General features: G+C 35.5%; 15 protein-coding genes. 4 read left to right on the plus strand and 11 right to left on the minus strand.

The window, feature by feature from the left end:
- Nucleotides 1-74: 74 nt before the first annotated feature.
- The 11 genes from hslU to sucC form a co-directional block, all read right to left on the minus strand.
- Nucleotides 75-1,403, minus strand: coding sequence for an HslU--HslV peptidase ATPase subunit (hslU, locus tag J3U36_RS01120; protein ID WP_267380799.1), 1,329 nt, complete (start codon nucleotides 1,401-1,403; stop codon nucleotides 75-77).
- Between the two features lie 26 nt (nucleotides 1,404-1,429).
- Nucleotides 1,430-1,957 carry an ATP-dependent protease subunit HslV gene (gene hslV / locus J3U36_RS01125; RefSeq protein WP_025316169.1) on the minus strand — a complete coding sequence of 176 codons (528 nt, stop codon included), beginning with the start codon at nucleotides 1,955-1,957 and terminating at the stop codon, nucleotides 1,430-1,432.
- A 170-nt stretch (nucleotides 1,958-2,127) separates the two neighbouring features.
- On the minus strand, nucleotides 2,128-3,141 hold the full coding sequence (tolA, locus tag J3U36_RS01130; RefSeq protein WP_267349721.1) for a cell envelope integrity protein TolA: 1,014 nt from the start codon (nucleotides 3,139-3,141) through the stop codon (nucleotides 2,128-2,130).
- A gap of 30 nt (nucleotides 3,142-3,171) precedes the next feature.
- Nucleotides 3,172-3,591: a colicin uptake protein TolR gene (gene tolR, locus J3U36_RS01135; protein ID WP_267349722.1), complete on the minus strand. Its 420-nt coding sequence runs from the start codon at nucleotides 3,589-3,591 to the stop codon at nucleotides 3,172-3,174.
- Nucleotides 3,592-3,594: 3 nt separating this feature from the next.
- Complete coding sequence (tolQ, locus tag J3U36_RS01140) at nucleotides 3,595-4,266, minus strand: protein TolQ (protein WP_218837365.1); 672 nt, start codon at nucleotides 4,264-4,266, stop codon at nucleotides 3,595-3,597.
- Nucleotides 4,267-4,275: 9 nt separating this feature from the next.
- Nucleotides 4,276-4,671 (minus strand): tol-pal system-associated acyl-CoA thioesterase, encoded by a 396-nt coding sequence (gene ybgC / locus J3U36_RS01145; protein ID WP_267359440.1) that lies wholly within the window; start codon nucleotides 4,669-4,671, stop codon nucleotides 4,276-4,278.
- 180 nt (nucleotides 4,672-4,851) lie between these two features.
- Nucleotides 4,852-4,965, minus strand: coding sequence for a cytochrome bd-I oxidase subunit CydX (cydX, locus tag J3U36_RS01150; RefSeq protein ID WP_065558768.1), 114 nt, complete (start codon nucleotides 4,963-4,965; stop codon nucleotides 4,852-4,854).
- Nucleotides 4,966-4,974: 9 nt separating this feature from the next.
- Nucleotides 4,975-6,111, minus strand: a complete 1,137-nt coding sequence (cydB, locus tag J3U36_RS01155; protein WP_267349724.1) for a cytochrome d ubiquinol oxidase subunit II — start codon at nucleotides 6,109-6,111, stop codon at nucleotides 4,975-4,977.
- 19 nt (nucleotides 6,112-6,130) lie between these two features.
- Nucleotides 6,131-7,702: a cytochrome ubiquinol oxidase subunit I gene (locus J3U36_RS01160; RefSeq protein WP_267380800.1), complete on the minus strand. Its 1,572-nt coding sequence runs from the start codon at nucleotides 7,700-7,702 to the stop codon at nucleotides 6,131-6,133.
- Nucleotides 7,703-7,812: 110 nt separating this feature from the next.
- Nucleotides 7,813-8,679, minus strand: a complete 867-nt coding sequence (gene sucD, locus J3U36_RS01165) for a succinate--CoA ligase subunit alpha (RefSeq protein ID WP_267349726.1) — start codon at nucleotides 8,677-8,679, stop codon at nucleotides 7,813-7,815.
- 27 nt (nucleotides 8,680-8,706) lie between these two features.
- Complete coding sequence (gene sucC, locus J3U36_RS01170; protein ID WP_267380801.1) at nucleotides 8,707-9,876, minus strand: ADP-forming succinate--CoA ligase subunit beta; 1,170 nt, start codon at nucleotides 9,874-9,876, stop codon at nucleotides 8,707-8,709.
- 179 nt (nucleotides 9,877-10,055) lie between these two features.
- On the opposite strand from sucC, the gene fldA reads away from it, so the two are divergent.
- From fldA to yciA, 4 genes are all read left to right on the plus strand, one after another.
- Nucleotides 10,056-10,568 (plus strand): flavodoxin FldA, encoded by a 513-nt coding sequence (gene fldA / locus J3U36_RS01175; RefSeq protein ID WP_267349728.1) that lies wholly within the window; start codon nucleotides 10,056-10,058, stop codon nucleotides 10,566-10,568.
- Nucleotides 10,569-10,648: 80 nt separating this feature from the next.
- Nucleotides 10,649-11,107, plus strand: a complete 459-nt coding sequence (gene fur, locus J3U36_RS01180) for a ferric iron uptake transcriptional regulator (protein ID WP_065558774.1) — start codon at nucleotides 10,649-10,651, stop codon at nucleotides 11,105-11,107.
- A gap of 66 nt (nucleotides 11,108-11,173) precedes the next feature.
- Nucleotides 11,174-11,716 carry a septation protein A gene (locus tag J3U36_RS01185; RefSeq protein WP_267380804.1) on the plus strand — a complete coding sequence of 181 codons (543 nt, stop codon included), beginning with the start codon at nucleotides 11,174-11,176 and terminating at the stop codon, nucleotides 11,714-11,716.
- Nucleotides 11,717-11,743: 27 nt separating this feature from the next.
- Complete coding sequence (gene yciA / locus J3U36_RS01190; protein ID WP_267359429.1) at nucleotides 11,744-12,202, plus strand: acyl-CoA thioester hydrolase YciA; 459 nt, start codon at nucleotides 11,744-11,746, stop codon at nucleotides 12,200-12,202.
- The last annotated feature ends 1 nt before the right edge of the window (nucleotide 12,203 follow it).

The raw sequence follows: 12,203 nt of genomic DNA on the forward strand, positions 1-12,203 counted from the left end.
GTTATGACGATCAATGATGTTAATAAAAAAGGTGAGATTAACTCACCTTTTTTTATTCGATAAAGAACATTTATTTATAGAATAAATTTACTTAAATCTTCATCCGCAACCAGTTTATCTAAGTGATCGCCTACATATTTAGCATCAATAGTAATAGTTTGACCACCTAATTCACTTGCATCAAACGAAACTTCTTCCATTAATCGTTCTAACACGGTATGCAAACGACGAGCGCCTATATTTTCATTTTGTTCATTCACCTGCCAAGCAGATTCAGCTATTTTACGGATACCATCAGGCGTAAATTCGATATTGACACCTTCTGTTGCCATTAATGCTTTGTATTGTACTGTAAGCGAGGCATTTGGCTCAGTTAAAATTCGCTCAAAATCTTCAGTTGTTAACGCCTGTAATTCAACCCTTATAGGTAAACGCCCTTGAAGTTCAGGGATTAAATCAGATGGATTAGCTGTTTGGAAAGCTCCCGAAGCAATAAATAAAATATGGTCGGTTTTTACTGCACCATGTTTAGTAGAAACAGTACATCCCTCAACAAGTGGTAATAGATCACGCTGTACACCTTCACGTGAAACATCAGGACCTGACGAATTACCTCGTTTACAGACTTTATCAATTTCATCAATAAATACGATCCCATTTTGTTCCACCGCTTCGATAGCTTCATGTTTAAGATCGTCAGGGTTAACCAATTTAGCAGCTTCTTCTTCAATCAACTGTTTAAATGCATCTTTAATTTTCATCTTACGTGGTTTGGTTTTTTGTCCACCTAGATTTTGAAACATTGATTGTAATTGATTAGTCATCTCTTCCATACCCGGAGGAGCCATAATTTCGACACCAATATTAACGCCAGCAACTTCAATCTCTATCTCTTTCTCGTCAAGCGCACCTTCACGTAATTTTTTTCGAAATGCTTGTCTTGCTGTAGAATCATTATTGTTTTCAACTTGTCCCCAGCCATCTTTAGCCGGTGGGACAAGTACATCTAAAATCCGTTCTTCAGCTAGTTCTTCAGCACGATTACGATTTCTTTCCATCGCTTCTTGTCGAATCATTTTTACCGCTGAATCCGTCAAATCACGAATAATGGAATCGACTTCCTTACCAACGTAACCTACTTCAGTAAATTTCGTCGCTTCAACTTTGATAAAAGGTGCATGAGCTAATTTCGCTAAGCGCCTTGCAATTTCTGTTTTACCAACACCAGTTGGACCAATCATTAATATATTTTTTGGGGTGACTTCGTGACGGAGTGCTTCATCTAGTTGCATACGACGCCAACGATTACGTAACGCTATTGCAACGGAACGTTTAGCTTTATCTTGTCCAATAATATGTTGGTTTAGTTCGCTTACAATTTCGCGAGGAGTCATTTCAGACATAATATAATTCTCTTAAATCAGTTAAATTAATAATTAAGTTCTTCAATCGTTTGGAAATTATTGGTATACACACAAATATCGCCGGCAATCGATAATGATTTTTGTACAATATCATGTGCAGATAAAGAAGTATTATCCAGCAAAGCTCTTGCCGCAGCTTGAGCATAAGGTCCACCAGAACCAATTGCAATTAAATCATCTTCTGGTTGAATTACATCCCCTGTACCAGTAATAATTAGTGAAGCACTTTCATCAGCAACAGCAAGTAAAGCTTCTAATTTGCGTAACATTCTGTCTGTTCGCCAATCTTTAGCTAGTTCAACAGCGGCCTTCGTCAAATGACCTTGATGCATTTCTAATTTACGCTCAAATAATTCAAAAAGTGTAAAAGCATCAGCAGTACCACCAGCAAAACCTGCAATCACTTTGTTATTATAAAGACGACGAACTTTACGTGCATTTCCTTTCATAATAATACGTTCGCCTAGTGTGACTTGACCGTCTCCACCGATTACAACTTGCCCTTCTCGACGGACACTGACAATTGTTGTCATATTCTGCTCCTTCTCTTACATAAATATCTTAATTTGGAATGAATAGGTTATATATTGGGATGATAAATTGGTTTTCAACATCTTTTATACAAAGATGTTGTCAATTTATTGAATGAATGGATAATCGAGATTCACATCACATTGTAAAATCAATTGAAAATCCATATTTACTATGGTTCAAAGTTGATTATCATCTTTTTAACTTCAGGATAAAGTATTTGAGAAGGTTCCGGAATTACGGCTAACAATGTAGCAGCAACGGCTTCACGGCATAATGCATCATCGCCGCTCAACACTTTATGGTCCAACAATAGACCATCCGGTGCGATTTGAATTTGTAATTGGCAACGCTGACCTACATAAAGACGATTTGGATTAATAAATTTATTACTTATAGCGGTTTTAACTAAAAATTTATATTTATCTAATTCGCCGTTAGAAACACCCTTTCTTGTTGCTGGTGCGCTTGATCCACCTGTCGTAAGTTCACCTAATAGATCATTAACAGCTTTATCATTTGCTGCCTTTTGTTGCGCAGCTCGTTTAGCAGCTTCTTTTTTTTCGCGTGCCGCTTTTTCTTCAGCAGCTTTTTTTTCTGCTTCTTGCTTTTCTCGTGCTGCTTTTTCTGCAGCAGCTCTTTTTTCTGCTTCTAACTTTTCTCGTGCTGCTTTTTCTTCAGCTGCTCGCTTTTCAGCTTCTTGCTTTTCTCGTGCTGCTTTTTCTTCGGCGGCTCGCTTTTCAGCTTCTTGCTTTTCTCGTGCTGCTTTTTCCTCAGCGGCTCGCTTTTCAGCCTCTAGCTTTTCTTGTGCTGCTTTTTTCTCAGCTTCAAGCTGTTCTTGTTTAAGTTTTTCAGCAAGTTTTAAACGCTCTTTTTCTAAATCCTTTAAATACTGTTGCTGTTCCAGTTGCTTTTGCTGCAACAACTGATTCTGTTTTGTAATTTGCTCATCAACCTGTTGCCTTAATTGCTGTTGATTTTTTTGACTTTGTGATTGCCTTTTATATTGTTCAGATATAATAGATGGATCAACCATAATTGCATCAATCGATTGACCATTGACCGTACCGTAATTATCACTATCATCTTGTATAGCTTTATAACATAAAAAAATTATCAATAGCACATGAAACAGGATTGATAAAATTATGGCTAAACTGAATTTTGAATTTGATTTTTTAGACATTGCTGACATTTTAATGTGTTTTATTCTAGTTTACATTGGTTGTGTCATTAAACCAACAGATTTAACACCTGCAGATTGTAATAAGTTTAAAGCTTTTATAATTTCTTCATAAGGTACATTTTTAGCTCCACCGACTAAAAAAACTGCCTTTTCATTCAATGCTAATAACTGCTTAACTTCAGCAATGATCTGTTCTTGCTGTAAGCTTTCTTGTGGCACACCATCGATTCTGAGTGTATAAACCCCGACATCTGCCACTTCTAATATTATGGTTTTATTTTCAGAAGCTGAAACCGTCTTAGATTCGGTTGATTCAGGCAGATCGACTTCAACGCTTTGGCTAATAATGGGGGCTGTTGCCATAAAAATAAGTACCAATACTAACAGTACATCAAGCAATGGTACAATGTTAATCTCTGATTTAGTTGAAAAACGTGAACTTCTACGCATAGTTTATTTCCTGACAGCCACAGCTTGACGCTGTAAAATAGCTGAAAATTCATCAATAAAGTTGAGATAACTTTGCTCAATACGGCTGACTTTCAACGATAAACGATTAAATGCCATAACCGCTGGAATTGCAGCAAATAAACCAATTGCTGTTGCAATTAAAGCTTCAGCTATACCTGGCGCAACAAGTTTTAATGTCGCTTGTTTAGCTGCGCCAAGAGAAATGAAAGCATGCATGATTCCCCAAACGGTCCCAAATAACCCAATATAAGGACTAATAGAACCTACCGTACCTAAGAAAGGAATATGCTGTTCAAGATTATCAAGTTCTCGATTCATAGCAAGGCGCATAGAACGAGATGCACCGTCTAAAGCTGCCTCTGGCATATTTGGATTGATTTGATATAAACGGGTAAATTCTTTAAAACCTGAATAAAAAATATGTTCTGTACCTGTAATTTCATCTTTGTTGGATTTTGCTTTCTCAAATAAAACATTCAACTCGTCAGCTGCCCAAAAACGATTATCAAATTGTTCAATTTGCTTTTTGGCTTGCCTTAAAACCTTAGTTCTCTGAAAAATAATCGCCCATGACATAATTGAAAACATCAATAATAACAACATAACACATTGCACTAAAAGACCTGCTTGTAAGAACAGATTAACAATATTCAGATTTTCCACTTATATAAACTCCAAAACTAGTGACTTTGGAAGCCCACATGGCTTCATTTTAGTGATATCAACACAAGCAATAATAACATCAGCACTGCTAATCACTTGATTGTTCTCATTAATAATAGTTTGCTTAAAAATTATAGATGCCTTGCGAATTTGATCAACTTTACTATTAATAGTTAACAGGTCATCCAAACGAGCGGGGAAGTGATAGCTAATATCCATCTTTTTAACAACAAAAGCAATACTTTCTTGTAATAGCTTATGTTGACTGATTCCAAGTTGTCTTAGCAATTCTGTTCTCGCTCGCTCATAAAAAGCAAGATACCTGGCATGATATACGACACCACCAGCATCAGTATCTTCATAATAAACTCTGGCACTCCAATTAAATTCTTTCATATTTGTATTTACATATTTTAAAAGCAATATGTTTTATTATATCTAAATCTTAAATATGCTGCACTATGATATAGAATTACTCAAATGAAAACAATTATCATTTGTAACATATTAATGATTTAAATTAACGATGAATGAAAAAGGTGACGATTGTCACCTTTAAAAATACAGAGATGCTTATTAATTGTTATTTTTGGGTTCTTTTTCGCTGTTTGTTTGTTCAACCCAAAGTCCTGTAACAACGGCAAGCATACAAGCTGCAATAAGACCGATAAACCATAAAAAGTAATACATAATTATACCTTAATAAAGTGAATGTTTGTTATTTTCGATATGATTTTTATCAAGTCGTCCGAACATTTTAATATATGACCAAGTAGTATAGAAAAGGATAATGGGTAAAAATATCACTACTACAAAGAACATAATATTAAGTGTTAACTGGCTTGATGTTGAATCCCACATTGTTAAACTCGCATTAGGCATAATGCTTGATGGTATAATGAATGGGAACGTTGCTATGCCATAAGTTAATAACACACACGCAATAGTTAACGTCGATAAAATAAATGATAAAGCATTTTTATTTAACCCAGAACAAACAATGTTGAGTAAAGGTAAAACAACACCGAGTACAGGAACAATCCATAAAATTGGATAATTCATATAATTTCTAAGCCATGTTGATTCGGTGGATACCACTTTATTTAATGGCTGTGACGTGACACTATGATCTATCGTGCTGACCACTTCATAACCATGCATACCAAACATGACCCAAATACCCGCTAAAATAAATGTAATGACTAAAATTAAGCAAGATATTTGAGTTGCTTTTCGGGCTCTTAAATATAATTCACCAGAGGTCTTCATTTGCAACCAAGTGCCGCCATGAGCAACAAACAACATCAAACTCACCACACCGGTTAATAAAGCAAACGGATTAAGCAAACCAAAGAAGTTTCCATCATAGAAGACACGATAAGAATTATCAAATCTAAATGGAACGCCTTCTAATAAATTACCAAAAGCCACCCCAAAAACAAGAGCAGGAACAAAGCTACCAATAAAGATTGCAATATCCCATAAACCACGCCATTTTGAATTTTCAAGTTTACTGCGATAATCAAAGCCTATTGGTCTAAAAAATAATGCACATAGAACCAAAATCATTGCGATGTAAAAGCCCGAAAACGACACAGCATAAGCAAATGGCCATGCAGCAAAAATCCCAGCTCCAGCCGTAATTAGCCAAACCTGATTACCATCCCAATGAGGCGCAATAGCATTTATCATAATTCGGCGTTCAGTATCTGTTTTACCTATGAAAGGGAGTAAAATACCAACCCCCATATCAAAACCATCAGTGATAACAAAACCAATCAAGATAACACTAATTAGCAACCACCAAATAGCTCGTAGAATTTCGTAATCAATCATTGTGTTTACTCCCTTTGTCCTATTCTGTAGTTGGTTGCGTTTTTTCGTAATGATATTTGCCTGTCCCCAAAGAACTTGGTCCAAGACGTGCAAATTTAAACATTAAGAACATTTCAGCAACTAAGAACAGAGTATAAAGTCCACAAATTAGTATCATAGTAAATAATACTTCACCTGGAGTTAACGACGAATTAGCCACACCTGTTGGTAAAATATCTTGTATTGCCCATGGTTGTCGACCGTATTCAGCAACAAACCAACCACATTCACATGCTATCCATGGAAAAGGTAAGAACACTAATAATAAACGGTGAAGCCAACGTTTTTCACCAATTTTATTTTTATAAGTAGTCCATAATGCAAGACCAGTTCCTAAGATCATTAATACACCAAGACCAACCATGATTCTAAATGACCAGAATAGTGGCCAAACAGTAGGAATAGAATCTTCTGTGGCAGCTTTAATGTGCGCTTCCGTCGCTTCCGGAATCGTTAAATTATCTCGATCAGTAAAACGTTTGACTAAATAACCATAACCTAAATCAGCTTTGTTATTTTCAAACAATTTAAGCACCTCGGGATCTTGATTTCCTTGTTGGATTTTTTCAAGATTTGTATAAGCTAAAATACCGTTACGAATTCGCATTTCGTTAGTGGCTAAAATGTCTTTTAACCCTGTTACTTGCTTATCCAATGAACGTGTTGTCATAATGCCCATTGCATAAGGTATTTCAATCGCAAATAAATTTTCTTTATCTTTTTGAGAAGGAAAAGCAATAACATTAAATGATGCAGGGGCGGGTTGAGTTTCCCATTCGGCTTCGATAGCAGCAAGTTTAGCTGGCTGAACGGTTGTCATTTCGTGACCGGCTTCATCCCCCATAATCGCGACAACAATAGATACAATGAAACCAAACATAGCTGCCACGGCAAAAGAGCGTTTAGCAAATTCGCTATCACGTTTTTTAAGTAAGTAATAAGAACTGATACTTAAGACAAAAATCGCACCTGTTAGATAACCCGCTGCGACAGTGTGCACAAATTTGTATTGTGCAACAGAGTTGGTGATCAGATCATAAAAACTTGCCATTTCCATGCGAGAGTTGATTGGATTGAAATCTGAACCGATTGGGAACTGCATCCAACCGTTAGCAACGAGAATCCATAGTGCAGAAAAATTCGACCCGAATGCAACGCACCATGTCACAAGAAGATGTTTACCGCGACTTAATCTATCCCAACCAAAAAAGAATAACCCTACCATTGTTGATTCTAGAAAAAAGGCCATTAACCCTTCTATTGCCAATGGTGCCCCAAAAATATCGCCGACGTAATGCGAATAATAAGACCAGTTAGTACCAAACTGAAATTCCATTGTTAAACCTGTTGCTACACCAACAGCGAAGTTAATAGCAAACAGTTTTCCCCAGAATTTAGTCATATCTTTCCAGACTTGCTTACCACTAACAACATATACCGTTTCCATAATTGCTAGCATAAACGCTAAACCTAGCGTTAATGGTACAAAAATAAAATGATACATTGCCGTGAGTGCAAACTGGAGACGCGATAGTTCTACTATATCTAACATAATTGCTCCCTGTTCCTTTAATATGCCCACAAAGTGTATAAAGATATATCGCAATATTGTACATCAATATTTAAAGAATAAAAATTGATTAATGTCAAAAAAAACACTGTTTAAACTGCTTTTTTTACCGCATTACCAATTTCAGCAAGACTACTAACTACAACTACACCAGCAGCAGTTAAAGCTTTTACCTTTTCTTCAGCAGTGCCTTTATTACCCGAGATAATTGCTCCTGCATGCCCCATGCGTTTGCCGGCTGGTGCCGACATACCGGCAATATAGGCTATAACTGGTTTGCTAACATGTTTTTTAATGTATTCAGCAGCTTCTTCTTCCGCACTACCACCAATTTCGCCAATCATCACAATTGCTTTAGTCTTCGGATCTTGCTCAAGTAATGCTAAAATAGAAATAAAATCACTGCCTGGAATGGGATCACCACCAATACCAATACAAACAGATTGACCTAGTCCAATATCAGTAGTTTGTTTGACTGCTTCATAAGTCAAAGTCCCTGATCGAGACACAATACCGATATCACCAGCTAGATGAATATGCGCAGGCATAATGCCAATTTTACATTCATCAGGCACAATAATACCCGGACAATTAGGACCAATCATAATTGTATCACTCTGTTTTAGCTTTTCTTTGACAATAAGCATATCCAAAGTAGGAATACCTTCAGTGATACAAACAATTAATTTAATACCTGCTTCTATTGCTTCGAGTATCGAATCTTTACCAAATGCCGCAGGAACATAAATCACACTTGCCGTTGCCCCCGTCGCTTCAACAGCTTCTTTGACAGTATTAAAAACCGGCAATCCGAGATGAGTTGTTCCCCCTTTACCGGGTGTAACCCCACCAACCAATTGAGTTCCATATTCAATCGCTTGTTGTGAATGAAAGGTACCTTGGCTACCCGTAAATCCCTGACAAATGACTTTCGTTGCGTTATTGATTAAAATTGACATAATTATTGTTCCCCACTCTTCCTATTATTATGCGACCGCAACAATTTTTTGTGCAGCATCAGTCAAACTTTCGGCTGTAATAACATTTAATTGGCTTTCAATTAAAATTTCTCTGGCAAGCAGAGCATTATTACCTTCAAGACGAACAACAACAGGAACAGTTAGCCCAATTTCTTTAATAGCGCTGATAATACCATCGGCAATTAGATCACATCGAACAATACCACCAAAAATATTGACCAATATCGCTTTGACATTTTTATCTGATAAAATCAATTTGAACGCTTCAGCGACTCGCTCTTTGGTTGTACCGCCACCTACATCGAGAAAATTGGCCGGTTTTCCACCATAAAGTTTGATCATATCCATGGTTGCCATTGCCAAACCTGCCCCATTAACCATACAACCGATATTGCCATCTAACGAAACATAACTAATCCCTTGTTTGGCGGCAATAGATTCACGTTTATCTTCTTGTGTGGTATCTCTTAAAATAGTTAAGTCAGGATGTCTAAACATTGCGTTATCATCTAAAACAACTTTAGCATCTAAGCAAACGAATTCACTGGCATCGGTAATTACCAAAGGATTGACTTCTGCTAATGACACATCATTTTTTAAGAAAAACTGCGCAAAATTAACAAATAGTTTGGCAAATTGGTTAATAAGTTTACCCGTTAACCCTAATTTAAAGGCAAGTTCTCTACCTTGAAAAGCACAAGGACCAGTTAAAGGATCAAGTGCAATTTTATGTATTAAATGTGGTGATTTTTCAGCGATACTTTCAATATCAACGCCGCCTTCAGTTGAAGCCATGATGACCACACGTTGAATACTACGATCTATTACTGCCCCTAAATAAAGTTCTTTCTGTATATTGGAAGCTTTTTCAATTAAGATTTGATTAACAAGTTGACCTTCTGATGTGGTTTGATAAGTGACAAGATGCTGACCTAGCCATTTTTCAGCAAAAAGTTTAATTTGATTAAGATCATTAGTACAAATTACACCACCAGCCTTTCCTCTGCCCCCTGCATGAACTTGACATTTAGCAACCCAAGCACCTGAATCAGACTTAGATGCTAATTCAGCTAAAGTATCTTGTACTTCATCCATTGAGTTACATACAAACCCTTCTGGTACGGGTAAGTTGCATTGCTTGAAAAGATATTTGGATTGATATTCATGCAAGTTCATAAACAAATTCCACAACTTAAGTTAATATTTAAAATAGCCTCAATTCTAATCCAAGATTAATCAATTGTGTAGTAAATAATATCTTATAGGTATTGTAATTGAGAATTATTGCTGATAATAAGTGACAATGATATACTCATTAGCTAAATTAATATCGTAATAATTGTAAAGGTAAAAAAATGAAACAAGTTGGTATTTTTTTTGGAAGTGATACAGGCAATACAGAAAATGTTGCCAAACAAATCCAACTCATTTTGGGTAACGATAAAGCCGATCTTTTAGATATTCGAGAAGCCACCAAAGAGCATATCGAACAATATGCTTACCTTATTTTCGGTATTCCAACTTGGTATTATGGTGATCCACAAGCAGATTGGGAAGACTTCTTTCCTAATTTAGAGCAAATCGATTTTAACGGAAAAACTGTCGCTATTTTTGGCTGCGGAGATCAAGAAGACTATTCAGAATTCTTCTGCAGTGCAATGGGAACAATACGCGATATTATCGAACCGAAAGGCGCCAAAATTGTTGGGCATTGGCCAACTGAAGGTTATAACTTTGAAGCATCTAAAGGTTTAGTTGATGATACACATTTTGTTGGTTTGGCAATTGACGAAGATCGTCAACCAGAATTAACAGAAGAACGCATTTCTACTTGGGTTGAACAAGTAAAAACAGAAATGAATATTTAATCTATTTTAATGATTTAATGTATTTTTCGTTCATCATATTTTATAATCATTAATTTATATCAACTATATTGGGATGTAATATGACAAATCATGATAGAGATAATAATGCAGCGCTGAAAAGTGCTGGTTTAAAAGTTACATTACCTCGTTTAAAAATTTTAGAGTTACTACGTGATCCTTCATGCCAACATATTACTGTAGAAGATCTCTATAAAAAACTTCTTGATATGGGAGAAGAAATTGGACTTGCAACAGTTTATCGAGTTTTAAACCAATTTGATGACGCAGGTATCGTAACCCGACACAATTTTGAGGGTGGTAAAGCCGTATTTGAACTTGCAACACAACAACATCATGATCATCTAATTTGTTTAGATTGTGGTGAAGTATTTGAATTTCGTGATGAAATTATTAATACCAGACAAAAAGAAATTGCAGAACAATATGGCGTAAAATTAACTTTCCATAGTTTGTATCTTTATGGTCATTGTGATTCCGGTAATTGCAAAAAACACCCAGAACTTCATACCAAAAAATAAGCCTATTTTATAGGCTTTTTTTACTTTTCAAATTATCGTAATTCTTCTGTTAGGTTAATAATTAAAATGAAACAGCTTTTAAACTTTGTCCCACTTGTTGTCTTTTTTGTCTTTTTGACAATGTATGATATTTTTGTTGGTGTTCAAGCATTAATGATTGCATCATGTGTATCACTTGTTATTGGAATGATTTTATACAAAAAAATTGATAAAGTAGAATTAATTTCCTTTTTGATGGTGATGATTTTTGGTGGTATTACGCTCGCCACAAAAGAAGCGATATTCATAAAATGGAAAGTAACAATTATTAATTTTTTATTTGCATCTGTTCTATTAATCAGTCAATCTATATTTAAGAAAAACTTAATTCAAAAAATGTTAGGCAAAGAGTTACAATTAGATGACATTATTTGGAATAAACTGAATTTAATATGGATAGTCTTTTTTATACTTTGTGGAACGTTCAGTTTGATTGCAACTTATTATATGTCTGATAACTTTTTTTGGAAATTTAAGGTTTTTATTTTACCCATTGCATCATTGTTATTATCCTTAATTTCTGGTATTTATATCTATAAAAATCTTAATAAAGATTTAGAAAGTAAATAAATAGCATAGGTAGGAGTAATTTTAGTGATGAAACAAACAACTGACAATCCCAAGGGACAACTAGTACTCAGAACGCTTGCTATGCCTTCAGACACCAACCCACATGGACACATATTTGGTGGTTGGATCATGTCTCAAATGGATCTTGCAGGTGGTATTTTATCAAAAGAGATTGCTAAAAACAGAGTCGTAACTGTTAATGCCAGTAGCATTACTTTTCATAAACCCGCTATGGTTGGTGATGTAGTTTGCTGCTATGCTCGTTGTATAAAAACAGGAAGAACCTCAATGACAATTGCTATTGAAGTTTGGATCAAAAAATTAATTGATACTGATGATACAACACAGCGTTTTTGTATTACTGATGCGGTATTTACCTATGTGTCTGTCGATAAGCATAATAATCCAAAACCTTTACCAGAAATATTTCAAAACTTCGATTGCGACAAAGACCCGATTAGCAAATTAAATCTTAACAATAGTTGAG

This window comes from Gilliamella sp. B3817, assembly GCF_026536705.1.
In the GTDB taxonomy this organism is placed as follows: domain Bacteria; phylum Pseudomonadota; class Gammaproteobacteria; order Enterobacterales; family Orbaceae; genus Gilliamella; species Gilliamella apicola_I.

Coding starts and splice junctions, on each gene's coding strand:
- fldA (WP_267349728.1), top strand. CDS start 10,056: ATGAAACAAGTTGGTATTTTTTTTGGAAGTGATACAGGCAATACAGAA.
- cydX (WP_065558768.1), bottom strand. CDS start 4,965: ATGTATTACTTTTTATGGTTTATCGGTCTTATTGCAGCTTGTATGCTT.
- sucD (WP_267349726.1), bottom strand. CDS start 8,679: ATGTCAATTTTAATCAATAACGCAACGAAAGTCATTTGTCAGGGATTT.
- fur (WP_065558774.1), top strand. CDS start 10,649: ATGACAAATCATGATAGAGATAATAATGCAGCGCTGAAAAGTGCTGGT.
- tolA (WP_267349721.1), bottom strand. CDS start 3,141: ATGTCTAAAAAATCAAATTCAAAATTCAGTTTAGCCATAATTTTATCA.
- J3U36_RS01185 (WP_267380804.1), top strand. CDS start 11,174: ATGAAACAGCTTTTAAACTTTGTCCCACTTGTTGTCTTTTTTGTCTTT.
- yciA (WP_267359429.1), top strand. CDS start 11,744: ATGAAACAAACAACTGACAATCCCAAGGGACAACTAGTACTCAGAACG.
- tolR (WP_267349722.1), bottom strand. CDS start 3,591: ATGCGTAGAAGTTCACGTTTTTCAACTAAATCAGAGATTAACATTGTA.
- hslV (WP_025316169.1), bottom strand. CDS start 1,957: ATGACAACAATTGTCAGTGTCCGTCGAGAAGGGCAAGTTGTAATCGGT.
- J3U36_RS01160 (WP_267380800.1), bottom strand. CDS start 7,702: ATGTTAGATATAGTAGAACTATCGCGTCTCCAGTTTGCACTCACGGCA.
- hslU (WP_267380799.1), bottom strand. CDS start 1,403: ATGTCTGAAATGACTCCTCGCGAAATTGTAAGCGAACTAAACCAACAT.
- ybgC (WP_267359440.1), bottom strand. CDS start 4,671: ATGAAAGAATTTAATTGGAGTGCCAGAGTTTATTATGAAGATACTGAT.
- cydB (WP_267349724.1), bottom strand. CDS start 6,111: ATGATTGATTACGAAATTCTACGAGCTATTTGGTGGTTGCTAATTAGT.
- sucC (WP_267380801.1), bottom strand. CDS start 9,876: ATGAACTTGCATGAATATCAATCCAAATATCTTTTCAAGCAATGCAAC.